Below are 20222 nucleotides of genomic sequence, written 5' to 3'. Positions count from 1 at the left end.
CTGTTAATCACATTTTTCTACTGTACCATAGTTGGTATGTGTAGTGGGCGACAAAAATGGTATGCCCAAATTAGCAGAACGCATAATAAATATAATGCCCAAGAACATTGCAAACCAAGGCATTAATTTTTGACTATTAAACCTAAAGTATTTTTTAAGATAAACACCGCCTAATGAAATAAAAAGCATTAATGGGGTGGTGCCTAAACCAAACAACAACATAAAGGTAGCACCACTATAATAGGTAGCAGAATTAAGTGCAGTAGCTAAGGCCAAATAAACCATACCACAAGGAATTAAGCCATTAAGCATACCTGCAAACAAGCCCCACAGTGGTAATTTAAAAACTTTCCCCATCAGCTTACTAATGGGAACTACCATTTTTTGCTGTAACTTTTGTAGCGTAGCAACATATTTACCACTCAGTTGGGCTATGGTAAAAAGTATTAATATTATACCTATAATTAAACTTAATGTTTCTTGCTTCACAAAAATGGCGAAACTACTGCCAACCCAGCCAACTAATAAGCCAAGCAACACATAAACAGCTACCCTGCCCAGTTGGTATAACGATACTTGCAGAATATTATGCCAATTGCTTTTTTTGTCTAATGGCAAGCCCAATACAATTGGCCCGCACATTACTGCGCAATGCAAACTTCCCAAAAAACCCATTAAAAAAGCAAATGGCAAAAAACTCATATCATAATGTCTTTTTTAAATTGATAATGCTTACCATTGGCCTGCCATTCTATCTTTAAAGACCATAACCCTTTAGCTAAAGTAGTTGCATCTATAATAATCAAATTTGTATCACCTTGTGTTTTACCACTACTTTTTATGTCTTTAGCCGCTGCAGAAGGCCTCATTAAGGTAAGTTGATAATCGGCAGAGTCTTTCAGTTGCAAAATTAGCTGTGTTTCACTTAGCTTAATAATAGGTGCGGCATCGTCTTGTAGCGTATTCGTTTCGGCTTCGTACTCTTTATCGTAATTAATGCCCTTTTCGTAATAGTCTTCTTCTACCAACGCATCTTTATCATGATTTTTAAACATATACGTCACCATGCCAATTATAAATAGCATAAATGCAGCCATGCCTAAAACCAGTTTTGTTCCCCAATTCATTTTAATTAGTATTTAATATTAGATGTAAGTTTTTGTCAACTGTTAAATAAGTGATTAGTTAACTAATGTCTACCTCCTATTTATGGTTGCGAAAAGAAAGTTGTAGTTGTACTGCTAATCACCTCGCCATTTACTTCCACTTCAAATTTCACTTTCGATTTAAACTCTTTGATATTCTTTGGTTGTTTAATAAGAAAAAAAGTAAGGCGGGCAGAACCTTCTTTCTTTAAAACAGTGTCTGCCTGTATCAGTTCTATTTTATCTGTATTATCTACCGACCTAAATACAAACTTCATATCCTTATTGGTTTTATTTATTAACTCTGCATTATATAAATTGGCTATACTACCATCTGCACGTTTTTGATACAATGTACCACTTGCTCTTAGAACTGTAGTCTGCACATCTTCTCTTTTATAGATAAGCGATGAAAAAATAACGATAACCAATGCCAAGACAACGGCATAAGCATAGGCCCTAAGTCCAAACTTAAACTTGTTTCTATTTTGGATGAAATCATGATTATAGAAACCTATTAACTTTTCTGGCTTATTAATTTTAAGCATTACTTCGTCGCAGGCATCAATACAGGCAGTACAGTTCACGCACTCTAATTGTGTGCCTTCCCTAATATCAATTCCGGTAGGGCAAACCTGCACACATAAACCGCAGTCTATACAATCGCCTTTTAAGCTTTGATCAGCATTTTTTTGAATAAACCCTCTCGGTTCTCCCCTAGTTTCATCATAAGCTACTACTAAACTCTTATTATCTAACAATACGCCTTGTAACCTACCGTAAGGACAAATTACAGTACATACCACTTCTCTTACATACGAGAAAACACCATAGAAAACGAAGGTGAAAATCCAAATAGAAATAAAGCCAGCTGTATGCTCGCTAATTGGTTCGGTAATAATTTGATAGAGCTTATCTGAACCAATAATATAGGCCAAGAAAACGTTTGATATTAGAAAAGAAATAACGAGGAATAGGAAATGTTTAAACCCTTTTTTGAGGATTTTCTCTCTGTTCCATTCTTGGGCATCTAATTTTCTTTGCTGGTTGGCATCTCCTTCTATCCAATATTCTATTCTACGAAAAACCATCTCCATAAAAATGGTTTGCGGACAGGCCCAGCCACACCACAATCTTCCCAGGATAACTGTAAAAAACACAATAAACAAGATAAATATCAACATTGCCAAAGCAAACAGATAAAAATCTTGTGGGGTAAATATCAAACCAAAAAAAACAAACTTCCGTTCTAAAAAGTTAAGCAGTATTAACTGTTCGCCATTTAGTTTAATAAAAGGGCTCGAAAACAACAACAGGAGCAATACATAGCTTACCCATTTTCTCTGGTTATATAACTTACCATGAGGTTTTTTTGGGTAAATAAATGTTTTGCCCCCGCTTTTTTTACTATTATTTTGGGATTGTTTCATCGCTATATCATTCTGCACTTATTCTTAAAGATTGCTTCGCTATACCTGCTTATCTCATTGTCCAGTTAAGGGCTTAAATTAGCGAGCTTGTGCGAAGCAATCTTTTACTATCTATTAAAAAACTACTTAATTAGCTGTAGTTTCTGCAGCAGCATCGTATTTCTCGCCTTGTGGTGCTTTTGCATTTGCAGGTTTAGAACCTTGTAATGATAAAATATAATTGGTTACCGCACTAATATTAGCCGAACTCATGTTCTTCTCCCAAGCAACCATTCCTTTTTCTGGCACTCCATATTTAACCACTTTAAAGATATCTTTTACGCTACCACCATGTAAGGTATATTCGTCGGTTAAGTTAGGTCCAACTAAACCTTCACCATTTTGACCATGACAGGCTACGCAATTGGCATCAAACACTCCCTTACCTACGGCAATTTGCGATGGATCTACTTTTACAGTATTCTCATCAATAGATGAGGTAGATTTTGACAGTGATTTCTGTTTTGCAATATCGGCTTTTGCCATTTCAGTTTTGTACTCATCATCTTGTCGTTCGCCGTGTTCGCCAATGTGGTAATAATACATATAGCCTGCAGCAAAAATTAATGTACCATAGAAAAGTACGTTAAACCAAGTTGGCACAGGGTTATTCAATTCTTTAATGCCATCATAAGAATGAGGAATTTCTAAATCCTTTTCTGCCGACAAGGGTTTTAAGCTTAATAATTTATTCCAAATACTTGGCTTGCTTTTATTTAGTTTTTGCCATTCCTCATAGTCCAATAATTTTTCCTCTTTGGTTTTAAAAGGTGTTGGATTTATTCGTTCTTGGTAAATTACTTTAAAGCTATTATATAAGGTAAAAGCTACAAACAACAGGATAATAGAAAATATCAATAAGGTAATAATTAACAGTTCTGTAGTACTTAGCCCTAAAGATGGATTTGGTATGGTTGCAGGAGCTTCTTCTGTGACAGTTGCAGCCTCTTGAGCAAAAACACTTACAGTAGCTGTTAAAACCATCATCAATAAACTAAACTTCTTCATATTCATTAGATTGAGGTTCGTTAAAAGGTAAATTACTCATTTCTGTAATATGGCTTTTGCTCATTTTAATAAGGTAAACACCCACCATAATGAAGAAAACCATAAATATAAGCAGTGATGCGATAAGGTAAAACTCGTTGCCTGCTAAGTCTTTTATTTGTTTAAACATAATTTTACTGGTTAGAAGGAATAGTTGTTTTGTTTGCTTTAATATCAGTTCCCATGCGTTGCAAATAGGCTATTAAAGCAATAATCTCTCTGTCGCTTTTCACTTCAATATTATTCTGCTTCAAATCTGCTGCAATGGCATCTGCCTGCTCTTTTAACTTGGCTTGCGCTACCGCATCAAAATTCTCTCTATAAGGTACGCCCAAAGTTTGCATGGCTCTAATTTTAGCTTCGGTCATGCTGATATCCAATTTTTGGGTAATTAACCAAGGGTAAGCTGGCATGATACTTCCTGGCGACATTGAAGTTGGATCTAACATATGGTTGTAATGCCACGCATTAGAATATTTACCACCAATACGGTGCAAATCTGGCCCGGTACGTTTACTTCCCCATAAAAACGGATGGTCATAAACAAATTCTCCCGCCTTACTGTACTCACCATAGCGCTCGGTTTCTGACCTAAACGGACGGATAGTTTGTGAGTGGCAGTTTACACAACCTTCTTTAATATATAAATCTCTACCTTCTAACTCTAATGGAGAATAAGGTTTAACACTTGCAATAGTAGGCACGTTGCTCTCTATCATAAAAGTTGGCATCATTTCTACCATACCACCAATTAAAATCACGATCATAGAAAGTACCATAAATTTCATTGGTTTGCGCTCTAATACACGGTGCCATTTTTTATCGGCCGCATCTTCGTTGGTTATTACTTTTTCTAAAGGCATTGCTTCGGCCTCTTCATTAGCAACCAGTTTACCTCTTAACATGGTTTTTGCCAAGTTATAGGTCATTACAATAGCACCTATTAAATATAAACCGCCTCCAATAGAACGTAATACGTGCATCGGAATAATTTGTAACGTAGTAGTTAAAAAGTTAGCATATTTTAACAAACCATCTTCAGAAAACTCTTTCCACATTAAGCCTTGTGTAAAACCAGCCCAATACATTGGAATGGCATAAAACAAAATTCCTAAAGTTCCAATCCAGAAGTGGAAAGAAGCTAGTTTTTTAGAGAACAGTTCTGTTTTGTAGATACGTGGGATTAACCAATACAATACTCCAAAGGTTAAGAAACCATTCCATCCTAGAGCACCAACGTGTACGTGCGCTACAATCCAATCTGTAAAGTGTGCTACACCGTTTATTTCTTTTAGAGAAAGCATTGGCCCTTCAAAAGTTGCCATACCATAAGAGGTAAGTGCAACTACCATAAACTTCAAGGTTACGTCTTCGCGAACTTTGTCCCAAGCACCGCGTAGCGTTAACAAACCGTTAATCATACCGCCCCAACTTGGTGCAATAAGCATTACAGAAAATGCAACTCCTAAAGATTGTGCCCACCCTGGCAAAGAAGTATATAATAAGTGGTGAGGTCCTGCCCAAATGTAGATAAAAATTAACGACCAAAAGTGAAGGATACTTAGCTTATAAGAATATACCGGGCGATTAGCCATTTTTGGCAAGAAATAATACATCATGCCCAAATACGGTGTGGTTAAGAAAAATGCTACTGCATTATGCCCATACCACCATTGTACCAAAGCGTCTTGTACGCCGGCAAAAATATAGTAACTTTTAAAAAAAGATATTGGCAGCTGAAACGAGTTTACGATATGCAATACCGCAATGGTTACGAAAGTGGCAATGTAGAACCAAATGGCCACATACAGATGTCTTTCTCTACGCTTAATTATGGTACCGAACATATTGATGCCAAAAACTACCCAAATTAAGGTAATGGCAATATCAATAGGCCATTCTAGCTCGGCATACTCGTGAGATGAGGTAAAGCCTAAAGGTAAGGTAATAACCGCCGAAACGATAATTAATTGCCAGCCCCAAAAATGAATTTTACTTAGCAAAGTGCTATACATTCGTGCTTTTAACAAACGTTGTAATGAGTAATAAACACCCATAAAAATAGCGTTACCCACAAAAGCAAAAATTACAGCGTTAGTGTGTAGCGGCCTAATACGACCAAATGTGGTGTACTGGTTACCCAAGTTCATACTCGGCGAAAACAGTTGCGTGGCAACAAGCAATCCCACTAACATCCCGATAATACCCCATACAATGGTTGCAATACCGAAATCTCGTACAATCTTATTGTCGTAAGTAAATTTTTCTAGCTGCATAATTAATAATAATAGATTTGTAATATTTGACAAAGTTATTTAGGTGCTATAGTGTAGTTGATGATTAGGATTAGTCGGAAATGTGATTTGTATCATTTTTTTCTGTTTTCACTTCATCATCAAATAAAATTCTTACACTGGGTGTGTAAACATCATCGTGTTGGCCATTTTTTAAAGCCCAAAAAAAAGCGCCAAGAAAAATTAGTGCTACCAATACGCTGCATCCAATTAAAAAATAGAGTATGTTCATTGTTCCAGTTGTTTTGTTTTTTGTTTGTCAGTTGCATTGATAGTTGGACATTTAATTTTAAAAAACAGCCATCCAAACAACTACTTTAATCCATTTTTCTTTGCAAAATACCTAGTAGCCAAACTAGTAAAACTGATAATAGTTATTGTGCTTATTGGCATTAATATAGCGGCCACTAACGGATAAAGCGTTCCCTGTACTGCAAAATATACACCAATTAAATTGTACGAGGTAGCTATAGCAAAGCTGATTTTAATAGTTTGCAATCCGTTTTTGCTTTGTTTAATAAAGTTTGGCAATAAATTTAAAGAACTACCGCTCATAATGGCATCGCAACCTGGAGTAAAATTATTGATATTATCTGTAATTGCAATGCCAAAGTTGGCTTGTTTTAATGCCCCCGCATCATTCAATCCATCGCCCAACATCATTACCTTTTTATTTTGGGCCTGCAAACTAGTAATAGCTTCTAATTTTTGGTGCGGACTTTGGTTAAAAAACATCGGTGTTGCTGGTTTAAAAACAGCTTTCAGCATTTGCTCATCTTTATTCGTGTCGCCAGAAAGCACCCTCAAATCGTAACCTTTACTTAAACCATGAATTAAAGGCTTAATACCTTCTCGCCATTGTTGCTCTACAGAGAAGCATCCTTTATAAACCTCATCAATTACAATATGAACCCCACTTTGTTCTTTGGTATCTACCTCAAAAGGTAAAGCTCTTTTACTACCGGCGTAAATCATTTTACCATTCACTTCGCCCATAATACCTTTGCCTGGTACTTCGTTATATTTTTCAATGGTATAAACCTTACTAGGGTTAATGGTTTTTAGTACTTGCCTGCTTAATGGGTGCGAAGAATTATAAATTAAAGATGCCACCAACAATTTCTCTTCATCAGTTAAACTGCCATCAAAATAAATCCCTGAATTGTGCGTAGTGGTCAAAGTTCCCGTCTTATCAAAAACAATAGTATCCAAATCGGCCAATTGCTCTAATGCATCGGTATTTTTTACGTAAAATCCTTTTTTATCGAAAATAGAAAGTATGGCCGATAAGGTAAATGGCGTACTTAAAGCCAACACACATGGGCAGGCCACAATAATAACTGCTGTAAAAGCCGACCACGCCTTTACGCTATCGTTTTGCCATAACCAATAGGCCGTAGCGGCAATAGCCACCGCAAAAACACCTATACTGAAATATTTGGCAATGCTATCGTTAAAGTTTTTTTTCTTAAAATCTGTTTTGTAAAACTCTTTATTCCATAAACCTGTTAAGTAACTTTGCGAAGCCGGCTTAATTACTTCGAGCTCAATAGCCTCACCTATTTGCCTTCCGCCAGCATAAACAATTTCACCCAAAACCTTTTGCTGCGGCTCGGCTTCGCCAGTTACAAAACTCATGTCCAACCAGCCATCTCCCTTCATTAAAATGGCATCGGCTGGCACTAATTCTCCATTGCGTATCAATAATCTATCGCCAACAGCTATTTCGCTAATGGCAATCGGTTTTTCGCGGTTATCTTTAATACTGGTAATAGCTATTGGAAAATACGAACGGTAATCTCTATCAAAAGAAATATGATGATAAGTACGTTGTTTAACCCATTTACCCATTAACAGCAGAAAAACCAAACCCGTAAGCGTGTCGCCAAAACCCGGCCCCGTATCAAAAATGGTAGAAATAGCGGTACGTATAAACAGTACAGCTATAATAAGCGCTAATGGCGTATCTAGGTTAATGTATTTTTGTTTTAAACTGGCGTAGGCCGATGTAAAATATTCTTTAGCACAATAAAAAGTTACCGGAATACAAAAAGCTAAGTTTAACCAAGCAAACAAATACTGAAATTCTTTTTCTAAGGCCGATAGACCAAAATATTCGGGAAAACTGAACAACATTACGTTGCCCATACAAAAACCTGCAATTGCAATCTTCCAGATCAACTGTTTATTTACCGAATTTCCTTTTTCTTTTACTACGTCCTGTAAACTAATTAAAGGCTCGTAACCTGTTTGGTTAAGTATTTCAACTACTTCACGTAAAGACACTTTTTCATGCTTGTAGCTAATGGTTACTTCTTTTTTAAGAAAATCTATACGCGAGCTAAATATAGCCGGATTAATTTTGTACAAATGCTCTAACAACCATATGCAAGAACTGCAATGAATAGCAGGAATATAAAAGGTGACTATCGAATTTTCTTTGTCTTTATAATTGATGAGTTGGGTGATGATACTTGGCTCATCTAAATATTCGAAATGGCCAGTTTCTTTTACCCTTTGCCCTGGCGTACTGTTATAGGCGTAGTAGTTGCACATATTATTTTCAGATAATATCTGATATACACTTTGGCAACCTACACAACAGAAATCTTTTTCGTCGTAGTTTAATTTAACGGCTGGCAACTTATCGCCACAATGGTAACATACCGAACTTTTTTGGGTAAGCGTAGTACTGCTCATAGCTTCTAATTTTATATTGCCGCACTAAATAATTGGGTTTGCGGTTGTTTTTGCCATAACCTATTATCGAAGGCCATACATACGTTACGCATAAAAGTTCTACCTTTAGGCTGTATTTTTATCTCGCCATCTTTAATGGTTAGCAAGCCATCATTAAGCATTGGCTGTAAACGTTCGGTTATTGCTGCCGGTATTTCAGTATCGAAATAAGTATTGCCCTGACACATTAAGTTAAGGATATGTTTTCTAATATACAAATCTTCTTCTGTTAATAAATGACCTTTTTGAACAGCCAACAAGCCATCGTTAATGTACTTTTTATATTCTTCTACCGTTTTTGCATTTTGGGCAAAGGAAGTACCACAATCGCTAATAGAAGAAACACCTAAACCTAACAAAATATGGGTATATTGATCGGTGTATCCCATAAAATTACGGTGTAGTTTATTTTCTGTGTAAGCAATATACAAATTATCTGTTTTCAAAGCAAAATGATCCATACCAATTTCTTCATAGCCCGCAGTCACCAGCATCTCTCTACCTCTTTGGTATAGTGCAAATTTTTCATCGCCCTGCGGAATATCACTTTCGGTAAAGTGGCGCTGACCTGCTTTAACCCAAGGCACATGAGCATAACTGTAAAAAGCAATGCGGTCTGGCCTAATGCCTATCGCTTCTCTAATTGTTTCTTCTAATCCTTTCATGTTTTGGCCTGGCAAACCATAAATTAAGTCAAAATTAATGGATTGATATCCAATTTTTCTGGCTAGTTTAGTAATTGCCTGTACCTGAGCCGGGGTTTGATACCTATTGATCATGAATTGCACTTTAGGATCAAAATCTTGTATGCCAAAACTTACCCTGCGAAAGCCCAAGTTGTACAAAACCTGTAAATGAGCCTCGGTGGTATTATCTGGATGCCCTTCAAAAGAACAGGCGGCATTTTCATGAAATTGAGCAGCGCCAGCAATAGCCTGCAACAAATCTTTTAGATTCTCTGCACTAAAAAAAGTTGGGGTACCGCCGCCTAAATGAATTTCTTTAATCTTTGGTCGTTCGCCCAATAAGGTGCAATACATTTCCCATTCTTTTAGCAGCGCATCAATATAGGGCAACTCTACACCATGATTTTTGGTAATACGTGTATTACAGCCACAATAAGTGCAAAGGCTTTCGCAAAATGGCAAATGAATATACAAACTAATTCCCTCGCTTTTATGCTGCTCGTAGGCTGCCACCAATCTGCCTTGCCATTGCCCAGCAGTAAAATCATCATTCTCCCAATAAGGTACCGTTGGATAACTGGTGTACCTCGGGGCTGCTACATTATATTTTCGTAAAAGTGATTCTTCGCTCATTACTTACCTCCCTCTTTTATAGCAACCGCACAATCATTAGGGCAACAACAAGCCTTTCCTACACATTTACCTACTGCCCAATTGTCTAAGTTTTTAATAATTTGCTGCATACGTGACATCGTCAATTCTTCTCCCTCCTTAAAAGGCACGTTTGCTATTTTGAAACCAGCCACACCCGCAGCTTTAAGATCTATATGGTTAGTTTGAAAAGATGATGTAGCAATATATTTAATGCCTAAAGTTTTTAAGCCCTCAATAAGCTCGGCACTCAACGGATCTTCATTAAACACAATTAAAACCTCTTTTCCCTGCGCAAACGACATGGTTTCTATACACAAACTATTGGCAATAATAGTAATATCATGTTTTTTGTGGTTAGCTAAAACCAAACACTCTTTTTCTTCTGGTTTAATGTTATAAGCTATTGCTTTCATTTTCCTGCCTTCTATTTTTTGATTGGGTGGAACCTTACAATTATTCATTGTAGGGATTTATTCATCCTAACTATGTTCTACAAACATACCGTGACACGCATTACGAAGAGTTGAGCGTAATTATTCAAAAAAATGATATTCGTCACAGTTAAAATGTTTAGGCTTTAGGAACTAGCGAAAGATTGCTTAAAAATTAACATTTAAAAACTGTTCAAAAATGGATAACTATTTTACATTGCGTTTGGCGAGGTCGCCAAACGTTGCACCAGCTGCAGACGACGGCGTCTTCGCCGTCCATACATATATATATAAATACAGACTAAACAGGGATATTATTTATGTTTTACCCGAGTTTAACCTATGTTTGGTAAAACAAACCTCGTATAAATTTAGCCATACCCTTGTGCCGATTTTCGGCATACACAGGTTTTTATTGTTCTTAATTAAGATTGAAGCGAAATATTATGGATCAATAATGGGTTTTGGCAAAAAAACTAAATCCTCCTAGATTTTCATCTCTTTAGCACCTATGGAAAACGAAAAACATTATTGCATGGTCCAAAATAAAAGCATTGACGATTTGAAGAGTTTCTCTTATAACGACGCTTTTACCGATGAAAATGGAAATGTGACCAATCAGCTCCCTAGTTCATATTGGATCAATACTTTTAGTGAGCAAGGGGGTGAAACTTGGGTAAATATTGCTATAAAGCACAAAAATTTAGCAGATTTAGAAATGATTTTAGCTATGGGCTTAAAAGAACGATTTACTGCAGGTCTAAACAATTTAGAAGAAGTATTAGCAAAGCGTTAATTTGCTCTCTACTGTTGGCAAAAGAAGTTTATACGACAATTACAGCCTGCATCTCTTGAAATAAATTAAACCGAACAAGTAAAAATTTAAACAGTTTCTTAGCTTTGCTACCAATGATAGAAATCTACACAGACGGAGCAGCAAGCGGAAATCCAGGGCCTGGTGGTTACGGTGCTATTTTAAAATCGGGCAAACATTATAAAGAATTAAGCGGAGGTTTTAGGCTAACTACCAATAACCGTATGGAGCTTTTGGCAGTAATTGTTGCATTAAAAGCACTAAAAGCACCACAACAACAGGTTATTATATTCTCCGATAGCAAATACGTAGTAGATTCGGTAGAAAAAGGATGGGTATTTGGCTGGGTACAAAAAGGTTTTAAAGACAAAAAAAACAAAGACCTATGGCTACAATATCTTCAATTACACAAAATACACCAAATTAAATTCAAGTGGATTAAGGGCCATAACGACCACCCAGAAAACGAACGTTGCGACCGTTTAGCTGTTGCCGCTTCGCAAGACAAAGCAAACTGGCAAATAGACACTGCATTTGAGGCAGAAAGAAATAGTGCCAGTAAGTTATTATAATAGATTTTTTTGAACTTTTGTCGTCATTTCGAACGCAGAGAGAAATCTGTTAGACAATAGCACTTAGTTAACAGATTTCTCCTGGTTCCTCTCCGAATGGTCGGAGCAAGCCGTCGAAATGACGTGATTAATAATTATTTAAGGCTAACCGGCACAGAGATCTTATCCCAGTTTAAAGAAAAGCCTTTAGCAGTAATATTATAAACTAATCTTTCCTGCGTTTCTGCTAATGTTTTAGTTTTCACATCAACACGTAAGGCATCCTTAGATTCGTCGTATTTTCCAGCGCCCCATTGCTTAGGTTCTTTGTTAAAAATTGCTGTCCAAGTACCGCTTTCTCTAGGAATTAAAAAGAAACTGTATTTTCCGGCAGGTAAGTTTTTACCTTCTACTTTAATGTCTTTGTCGGTTTCAAAGGTGGTAGCTTCGTTAGCTCCTGCACGCCAAACTTTATCAAATGGCACTAATGCTCCCCAAATTTTTCGCTCCTTAACCGCCGGACTACTATAGGCAATGGTAATATTTGCACCCTTTATCTTTCCAGTTGCCGTAGCCGCCGGACTAGCTTTTGGTTTTTGCGCAGGCTTGTCTTGAGCTATAGCGCTTACAGACACAACCGAGCTAAATAATAAACAAGCTATCGTTTTAAATGTTGCTTTCATATTTTTTTATTTTTTGATCTAAACTAAGTTAACGCTTTAAAAATCAAAAAAAGCTACACCAACAATAAAATTAACTCAAATAAAAAAAGACGGAATAATTTCCGCCTTTCTTATTCATTCTTATTAAATATTATTATGCCGACTTGATGGTAGCTGAATCTTCCTTCAACTTCTCTACGGGCGAAAACTCGGCCATAAACTCTTCTGCCTTTCTCACCATTGTAGGCGAACCTACAAAAATAGCTACACGCTGATGCAGTTCTGTTGGCTCGATATCCAAAATTCTATTCAAACCATCAGAAGCAATGCCACCAGCCTGTTCAATAATAAAAGCCATTGGGTTACATTCGTAAAGCAAACGGAGCTTTCCTTTTGGAGACGATGCCGTAGTAGGATACATATAGATCCCTCCTTTAATCAAATTTCTATGTATATCGGCCGCCATTGCACCAATATACCTCGAAGTATAAGGCCTGTTGGTAGCGGCATCTTCTACCTGTGCATATTTAATGTACTTTTTCACTCCCTCTGGAAAATGAACGTAATTGCCCTCGTTAATAGAATAAATTACGCCATCTTCTGGTATTTTCATATTTGGATGCGATAGGCAAAACTCTCCTATTGATGGATCTAAAGTAAACCCGTTAACACCTTTACCAGTAGTATAAACCATCATGGTAGATGAGCCATAAATTACATAACCGGCAGCCACCTGTTCTGTTCCCTTTTGCAGAACATCGTTTAAGTTAGCTGGCCCTTCGGTAGATTTTCTTCTGTAAATAGAAAAAATAGTACCTACCGTAACGTTAATATCAATATTCGACGAACCATCTAAAGGATCAATGCAAACAATATAACGGGCATTTTTAGATACGGGAGAATCGATGCGAACAAAATCATCTTCTTCTTCAGAAGCCACAATACAACATTCGCCCCCACTTGTTAAAGCAGAGATAAATTGGTCGTTGGCATAAACATCCAATTTTTTTTGTCCTTCGCCTTGTATGTTAATTGTATCTGCATCTCCTAAAATATCTACCAAACCAGCTTTATTTACTTCTCGATTTACAATTTTTGCAGCGATACCAATATCTCTCAGTAAGCGAGAAAGTTCGCCCTTAGCATACGGAAAGTCTGCTTGTTTTTCAATAATAAACTGGCCTAATGTTTTTATACCCGACATCATTTTACTTAGTGTATTTTTTACGTTATCTATCTCCTAATTCTACGGCCTCTAAGGTATGTATTTTTTCGTCGGAAATGCAAAAGCGAATCAAAGTTCTTTTCTTGTGCCAACCGTGTTTTCCGGCCGCACCGGGATTAATATGCAAACATTGTATTTTTTTATCGAAAATAACTTTTAGAATATGCGAGTGGCCGGAAATAAAAAGTTGCGGAGGCTTAGTGTATATTTCACGCTTAACAGCAGGAGCATATTTATCGGGATAACCGCCTATGTGTGTCATCCAAACATCTATCTGTTCGCACTGAAACCTCAGGTGTTCCAGAAATTGCGCCCGAACATCCATCCCGTCAATATTTCCATACACTCCCTTAAGCGGTTTAAAAGCTGCCAAAGGTTCAATTACACCCGGACCAAAATCTCCAGCATGCCAAATTTCATCCCTATCATCAAAGTATTTAAAAACTGCATCATCTAAATAACCATGCGTATCAGATATTAAACCTATTTTTTTCATTTGTTTCAGATATGAGTATTGAGATTTGAGACTTTACTATCGCAAAACTAAATGTTTATTTTTTTGAAAAGCAATTCCTGTAATACTAGGTTTAGATTGTCAGGCTTTACGCTTTATTCCCGATAAATCGGGAGATACCGATGCAATCCCGTTTATTTAACAAAAGACAGTTTTCCAAATTCTCCAACTATATACGTCATTACAAATGAACGAGGCAAAACTAATAAGCCAAAAAAAAGTCCTTCAACAACAGTTCGTATGCCTTGGTATATCTCTTCTCGCTTTCGTAAATCATGAAATCCTCTTCTACTAAGTCCAACTTTTCTCTTCCCAAACAAACAATTCGTCTAAATTCAGGCTTGGTGTCATCAGAATGCAGCCTAATTATCTTTTGCAAAAACAAGTTGTATTTCTTAGCTCTTTCTACCAATTCTTCAGCCTGTTTAATTGGCAAAACAAACCAAAAGCAACCTTTTTCACTCAACAACTCATGCACTTTCTTTATCAGCTCTGCAAAAAAAGTATGACTGGCATGTCTTGCAATCTCTTTTTTGGGTTCCGCATTTTTATAATCGTTCACAAAAAATGGCGGATTGGTTACAATGAGGTCAAATTTCTCTAGATTGTTAAATTGTTCGATTGATATATTGCTGTTTGTTAACCGCTTACTAAAAACTGATTTTTCAAAGTTTCTTCCAGCAGTTACTGATGCCTGCTCATCAATTTCTACCGCATGCACCTGAGCTTCTGGAAAACGTTGCGCCAACATCAGGGCAATTACTCCGGTTCCTGTGCCAATATCCAATATCCGTTTCGGGTTTTCATGTTGCGCCATCGCTCCTAACAACACCCCATCGGTATTAATTTTCATGGCACAGTTGCTCTGATCTACTTCAAATTGTTTAAAACGGAAGATGTTTTTCATAAATTTAATTTAACGACAGAGATTTTAATAAGTACAACACTTTTTTTATTTCACCCACCCATTAACTTTCCCAATATTAAAACCTTTCCATCTTCAACACACAAAACACACAACAAATAAACCCAAAAATCATCAATTTTCTCAGTAAAAAAACCTAAATTTGCGTCTTCAAAAAATAAGCATGATTTATTTCTTTTTAGGTCAATCTGACGAGATTTTTGTTTTACAAACAAGCAAAACTTTATCCCCAACTGATACAGAAAAACTAGAGTGGCTTTTTGGTGGCGCAAAATTAAACACCGAAAGCACTTTAACTGGTTTTTTTGTTGGTCCACGTGCAGCAATGATTACCCCTTGGAGCACCAATGCTGTAGAAATCACTCAAAATATGACGCTTGATGGCATCATTAGAATTGAGCAATTTAAAAAAGTGGAGGAAGGATTTTCTGCATTTGATCCAATGCTTTCTCAAAAATACAATGGTTTAAATCAAGATATATTTACCATTAACATTGAACCTGAAGCAATTTTAGAGATTACTGATATTGCCGCTTACAATAAACAAGAAGGTTTGTCTTTAAGTGATGAAGAAGTTGATTACCTAAAAGGATTAGCTGACAAGCTAGGAAGATCTTTAACAGATTCAGAAGTTTTTGGTTTCTCTCAAGTAAACTCAGAGCACTGTCGTCATAAAATTTTCAACGGCACTTTTGTAATTGACGGAGAGGCAAAACCTACTTCCCTTTTCAAACTGATTAAGAAAACATCAGAAACACACCCTAATGAGATTGTTTCTGCCTATAAAGATAACGTAGCTTTTGTAAAAGGCCCGAAAGTGCAACAATTTGCACCTGCTAAACCAGATGTGCCATCGTTTTACGAAACTAAAGACTTTGATTCGGTAATTTCTATCAAAGCCGAAACACATAATTTCCCTACTACTGTTGAGCCTTTTAATGGTGCAGCAACGGGTTCGGGCGGTGAAATTAGAGACCGCTTAGCTGGCGGACAAGGTTCTTTGCCGTTAGCTGGAACAGCTGTTTACATGACTGCCCTTTCTCGTTTAGAAGAAAATCGCCCTTGGGAAAAAGGTGTGGAAGAACGTGAATGGTTGTACCAAACACCAATGGACATTTTGATTAAGGCATCAAACGGAGCTTCTGATTTTGGAAATAAATTCGGCCAGCCGCTAATTACGGGTTCTGTGTTAACTTTCGAACACGAAGAACATGACCGTAAATTAGGTTTCGACAAAGTAATTATGCTTGCTGGTGGTATCGGCTACGGAAAATTAGCACAAGCTAAAAAACAAGAGCCAAAAACTGGCGATAACATTGTGGTTTTAGGTGGCGAGAACTACCGTATTGGTATGGGTGGTGCTGCTGTTTCTTCGGCAGATACTGGTCAACATGGTTCGGGTATCGAATTGAATGCGATACAACGTTCTAACCCAGAAATGCAAAAACGTGCAGCAAACGCAGTTCGTGCAATGGTAGAGAGCGATAATAACACCATCGTTTCCATCCACGATCACGGTGCTGGCGGTCACTTAAACTGTCTTTCGGAACTAGTAGAAGCAACCGGTGGTAAAATAGATCTAGATAAATTGCCAGTTGGCGACCCTACCCTTTCGGCTAAGGAGATTATCGGTAATGAATCGCAAGAACGTATGGGCTTGGTAATTAGCGAAGAACATACGGCTACTTTACAGAAAATTGCTGACCGTGAGCGTTCACCAATGTATACCGTTGGTAAAGTAACTGGCGATCATCGTTTTACTTTCGAATCGGCTACTACTGGCGCTAAGCCAATGGATTTAGCTTTAAGTGACATGTTCGGCAGCTCGCCAAAAATGATTATGGACGACAATACTGTTGACCGTAATTACGAAGCGGTAGCCTACGATCAAGGTAAAATCAACGAATATTTAGAACAAGTACTGCAATTAGAAGCGGTTGCTTGTAAAGATTGGTTAACTAACAAAGTTGATAGATGTGTTGGCGGCCGTGTAGCTAAACAACAATGCGCTGGTCCTTTACAATTACCATTGAACAATGTGGGTGTAATGGCCTTAGATTTTCAAGGTAAAGAGGGTATTGCCACTTCTGTTGGTCACGCTCCTGTTTCCGCTTTGATTGATGCTGGCGCTGGAAGTAGAATTGCCATTGCAGAATCTTTATCAAATATTGTTTGGGCACCGTTAAAAGACGGATTGAAAAGCGTTTCACTTTCGGCCAACTGGATGTGGGCTTGTAAAAATGAAGGTGAAGATGCTCGTTTATATGAAGCAGTTGAAGCATGCTCGGCATTTGCCATCGATTTAGGAATTAACATCCCAACGGGTAAAGATTCGCTTTCGATGAAACAGAAATACAAAGATGGTGATGTAATTGCACCTGGAACTGTGATAATTTCTGCAGCTGGCAACTGTAACGACATTACGCAAGTTGTTGAGCCAGTTCTACAGAAAGACGGTGGTAACATCTATTATATCAACCTAAGTAATGATACTTATAAATTAGGTGGCTCTTCATTCGCTCAAGTTTTAAATAAAGTTGGCAACGAAACTCCTGATGTTAAAGATGCAGTTAAATTCGGCACTGCTTTCAATACTGTTCAAGAATTGATTAAAGCTGGCAAAATTAAAGCAGGACACGATATTGGCAGTGGTGGTTTAATTACTACGCTTTTAGAATTGTGTTTTGCCGATCAAAACTTAGGTGCAAATATCGATTTGTCTAGCTTAGGCGAAGCTGATGCTTTAAAAGTTCTATTTGCTGAGAACATTGCCTTGGTTTTTCAAGCTGATGAAAGTGTTGAAGCAACATTAAATGATAAAGGTATTGCTTTTAACAAAATTGGTTCGGTAAGCGATACCGCTACTTTAAATGTAACTAATAACGATAACAATTATTCTTTCGATATTAACCATTTACGTGATGTTTGGTATAAAACCTCTTACTTATTAGACAGCAAGCAAAGTGGCGAAGTAAAAGCGAAAGAACGTTTCGACAATTATAAAAATCAACCTTTAAAATTCAATTTCCCTGCGCAATTTGATGGTAAAAAACCGGTAATTGATGCAAGTAAGCCTCGTCCGAAAGCGGCAATTTTACGTGAAAAGGGAAGTAACTCTGAGCGTGAAGTAGCTAACGCGATGTATTTGGCAGGTTTCGATGTGAAAGATGTGCACATGACCGATTTGATTTCGGGCAGAGAAACTCTAGAAGATATTCAGTTTATTGGTGCTGTGGGTGGCTTCTCTAACTCAGATGTTTTAGGTTCGGCAAAAGGTTGGGCTGGTGCATTCTTGTACAACGAAAAAGCTCGTGTAGCTTTAGAAAATTTCTTCAACAGAGAGGATACTTTATCAGTAGGTATTTGCAACGGTTGCCAATTATTTGTGGAGTTGGGCTTAATCAACAAAAACCACGAAGTAAAACCTAAAATGCTACACAACGATAGCCGTAAGCACGAAAGTATATTTACTTCGTTAACTATTCAAGAGAACAAATCGATAATGCTTTCTACTTTGGCAGGCAGTACTTTAGGTGTTTGGGTATCGCATGGCGAAGGAAAATTCCAATTGCCTTATGAAGAAGCTAAATATCAAATTGTTTCTAAATATGGTTACGAACAATACCCAGCTAGTCCGAATGGCTCTGATTATAACACTGCCATGATGTGCGATGATACAGGCCGTCACCTGGTAATGATGCCTCACATTGAGCGCTCATTATTTCAATGGCATTGGGCAAATTATCCAGCAGGTAGAAAAGACGAAGTTTCGCCATGGATGGAAGCCTTTGTAAACGCTAGAAAATGGGTGGAAAAACACCAGAGATAATATAAAAAGAGCCGTGAAGAAAATCGCGGCTCTCTTTTTATATCTCTACACCGCCGGCACGATAAAAATCAACAAACTGACGAGCGATTACCTCTCCTTTGAATTTTTGAGCAGCTGCTGTTCTTATTTTCTCGCTATCGAAAACTTTCTCTTTTTTTATTATTTGTTTTAGCGCATTTGCCAAAGCATCAACATCATTAGATTCAACTAAAATTCCATTGGTTTCATTAATCATTTCAGGAATACCACCAACTTTGGTTGCAATAACCGGTACGCCTAAACTCAAACTTTCAGTAATTACCACAGGTTGATTTTCGTAATTGCTAAACAAAACCAATGCTGTTGCCTTTTCTATCTCACCGACAACATCTTTACCATATAAGAAACCAGTGAAGTTAACTTCCTTTAAATCTTTTTCTTTAACATACTTAAATGCAGCTTCATGATCTGTCCCATCACCTACCATTGTGAGAGAAAAAACATAACCTTTATTTTTGATTATTTCAAAAGCATCAATAATACCGATTACATTTTTACAGTTTGCCGCAAAATTAGACACATGAACAAAATGATTTTCGACAGTTCTCACGGCTTTACTACTTTCAAAAAACCTACTTTCAGTTACATTAGAAATTACTGTAAAATTTTGATGCTCTAAACCATGACGGCTCATGTGGAATTTCAAATTTTCAGAAACAGCTGTTATCCCTCTCGACTTGCTCACTACCGATTTTGTAAATCTCTTTCTTAAAAAACCTTGATATGAATTATCCTGAGGTAAATATCGAGACCAATGTTCTGTGATAAAATACTTGATATTACTACTGAACAATTTAAGTACATAAGGTAATATTGCAGCTCTAGTTAGTACGTGAACATGAAAAAAATCTGGCTTGGGCGCAATTCTTCGATATTTATAGTAACCATAAAACTGCCCAAACACATATAAAAAAGCCTTAACAAATTGTGAGATTACATGCTTTGATTTTGATTTTCTGTAGTATAGAATATAAGTATTTACATCATTGACCTTTGTTTTTTCGAAACTATATATCATTTTCAACTCTTCATCACCGCATACATGAAAAACATCTACCGAAACCAACTCGTTAACTGCCTCAGCGTGGCTTCTAACAAAAGAACCTACTGACAAATGAGTTCTGTTGGGATACCACCCTGGTAGGAATAAAATCTTTTTTAACTTATCCATCACATCAAAAGATAAAAGTAAAAAATC

At 37.1% G+C, this 20222-nt stretch carries 18 protein-coding genes; 3 read left to right on the top strand and 15 right to left on the bottom strand.

What is annotated here, in order from left to right; translation table 11 throughout:
• Window positions 1-3: 3 nt before the first annotated feature.
• From B3I52_RS05660 to B3I52_RS05615, 10 genes are all read right to left on the bottom strand, one after another.
• Window positions 4-702 (bottom strand): sulfite exporter TauE/SafE family protein, encoded by a 699-nt coding sequence (locus tag B3I52_RS05660; RefSeq protein ID WP_293299465.1) that lies wholly within the window; start codon window positions 700-702, stop codon window positions 4-6.
• The gene (locus B3I52_RS05655) at window positions 699-1127 is read right to left on the bottom strand and encodes a FixH family protein (protein WP_293299464.1); all 429 of its coding nucleotides are present in this window, start codon (window positions 1125-1127) and stop codon (window positions 699-701) included. The genes B3I52_RS05660 and B3I52_RS05655 overlap by 4 nt, the downstream gene beginning before the upstream one ends.
• A gap of 80 nt (window positions 1128-1207) precedes the next feature.
• Entirely contained in the window at window positions 1208-2575 is a 1368-nt protein-coding gene (ccoG, locus tag B3I52_RS05650) for a cytochrome c oxidase accessory protein CcoG (protein WP_293299463.1), read from the bottom strand.
• 126 nt (window positions 2576-2701) lie between these two features.
• A complete protein-coding gene (locus B3I52_RS05645) occupies window positions 2702-3622 on the bottom strand; it encodes a cbb3-type cytochrome c oxidase N-terminal domain-containing protein (RefSeq protein ID WP_293299462.1) in 921 nt (306 codons plus the stop codon).
• Window positions 3609-3791 carry a hypothetical protein gene (locus B3I52_RS05640; protein ID WP_293299461.1) on the bottom strand — a complete coding sequence of 61 codons (183 nt, stop codon included), beginning with the start codon at window positions 3789-3791 and terminating at the stop codon, window positions 3609-3611. The genes B3I52_RS05645 and B3I52_RS05640 overlap by 14 nt, the downstream gene beginning before the upstream one ends.
• A gap of 4 nt (window positions 3792-3795) precedes the next feature.
• A complete protein-coding gene (gene ccoN / locus B3I52_RS05635) occupies window positions 3796-5937 on the bottom strand; it encodes a cytochrome-c oxidase, cbb3-type subunit I (protein WP_293299460.1) in 2142 nt (713 codons plus the stop codon).
• A 70-nt stretch (window positions 5938-6007) separates the two neighbouring features.
• Window positions 6008-6187 carry a cbb3-type cytochrome oxidase assembly protein CcoS gene (gene ccoS / locus B3I52_RS05630; protein WP_293299459.1) on the bottom strand — a complete coding sequence of 60 codons (180 nt, stop codon included), beginning with the start codon at window positions 6185-6187 and terminating at the stop codon, window positions 6008-6010.
• 80 nt (window positions 6188-6267) lie between these two features.
• Window positions 6268-8655 (bottom strand): heavy metal translocating P-type ATPase, encoded by a 2388-nt coding sequence (locus B3I52_RS05625; protein ID WP_293299458.1) that lies wholly within the window; start codon window positions 8653-8655, stop codon window positions 6268-6270.
• Window positions 8656-8666: 11 nt separating this feature from the next.
• Entirely contained in the window at window positions 8667-10013 is a 1347-nt protein-coding gene (hemN, locus tag B3I52_RS05620; protein WP_293299457.1) for an oxygen-independent coproporphyrinogen III oxidase, read from the bottom strand.
• Window positions 10013-10447, bottom strand: a complete 435-nt coding sequence (locus tag B3I52_RS05615) for a lactate dehydrogenase (RefSeq protein ID WP_293299456.1) — start codon at window positions 10445-10447, stop codon at window positions 10013-10015. Before B3I52_RS05615 ends, hemN begins: the two co-directional genes overlap by 1 nt.
• 529 nt (window positions 10448-10976) lie before the next feature.
• Between B3I52_RS05615 and B3I52_RS05610 the strand changes: the two genes are divergently transcribed.
• Together B3I52_RS05610 and rnhA are read left to right on the top strand one after the other, a co-directional pair.
• Window positions 10977-11261, top strand: a complete 285-nt coding sequence (locus B3I52_RS05610) for a hypothetical protein (RefSeq protein ID WP_293299455.1) — start codon at window positions 10977-10979, stop codon at window positions 11259-11261.
• Between the two features lie 113 nt (window positions 11262-11374).
• Window positions 11375-11851, top strand: a complete 477-nt coding sequence (gene rnhA, locus B3I52_RS05605) for a ribonuclease HI (protein ID WP_293299454.1) — start codon at window positions 11375-11377, stop codon at window positions 11849-11851.
• A 134-nt stretch (window positions 11852-11985) separates the two neighbouring features.
• On the opposite strand, the gene B3I52_RS05600 is transcribed toward rnhA, so the two are convergent.
• The 4 genes from B3I52_RS05600 to B3I52_RS05585 all read right to left on the bottom strand — a co-directional run bounded on the left by B3I52_RS05600 (window position 11986) and on the right by B3I52_RS05585 (window position 15138).
• Window positions 11986-12513, bottom strand: a complete 528-nt coding sequence (locus tag B3I52_RS05600; protein ID WP_293299453.1) for a DUF2911 domain-containing protein — start codon at window positions 12511-12513, stop codon at window positions 11986-11988.
• Window positions 12514-12646: 133 nt separating this feature from the next.
• Window positions 12647-13696 (bottom strand): class 1 fructose-bisphosphatase, encoded by a 1050-nt coding sequence (gene fbp / locus B3I52_RS05595; protein WP_293299569.1) that lies wholly within the window; start codon window positions 13694-13696, stop codon window positions 12647-12649.
• Window positions 13697-13721: 25 nt separating this feature from the next.
• Window positions 13722-14213, bottom strand: coding sequence for a metallophosphoesterase family protein (locus B3I52_RS05590; protein ID WP_293299452.1), 492 nt, complete (start codon window positions 14211-14213; stop codon window positions 13722-13724).
• Between the two features lie 220 nt (window positions 14214-14433).
• Window positions 14434-15138: a tRNA1(Val) (adenine(37)-N6)-methyltransferase gene (locus B3I52_RS05585; RefSeq protein WP_293299451.1), complete on the bottom strand. Its 705-nt coding sequence runs from the start codon at window positions 15136-15138 to the stop codon at window positions 14434-14436.
• A 181-nt stretch (window positions 15139-15319) separates the two neighbouring features.
• Between B3I52_RS05585 and purL the strand changes: the two genes are divergently transcribed.
• Window positions 15320-18985, top strand: coding sequence for a phosphoribosylformylglycinamidine synthase (purL, locus tag B3I52_RS05580; protein WP_293299450.1), 3666 nt, complete (start codon window positions 15320-15322; stop codon window positions 18983-18985).
• Between the two features lie 37 nt (window positions 18986-19022).
• Here purL and B3I52_RS05575 read toward each other — a convergent pair whose 3' ends face one another.
• Complete coding sequence (locus tag B3I52_RS05575) at window positions 19023-20195, bottom strand: glycosyltransferase family 4 protein (RefSeq protein ID WP_293299449.1); 1173 nt, start codon at window positions 20193-20195, stop codon at window positions 19023-19025.
• Between the last annotated feature and the right edge of the window lie 27 nt (window positions 20196-20222).

Origin of the sequence: Pedobacter sp. UBA4863 (genome assembly GCF_002399615.1) — a bacterium.
Lineage (GTDB): Bacteria > Bacteroidota > Bacteroidia > Sphingobacteriales > Sphingobacteriaceae > Pedobacter.
This window is presented reverse-complemented; position numbering and strand designations above follow the sequence as displayed.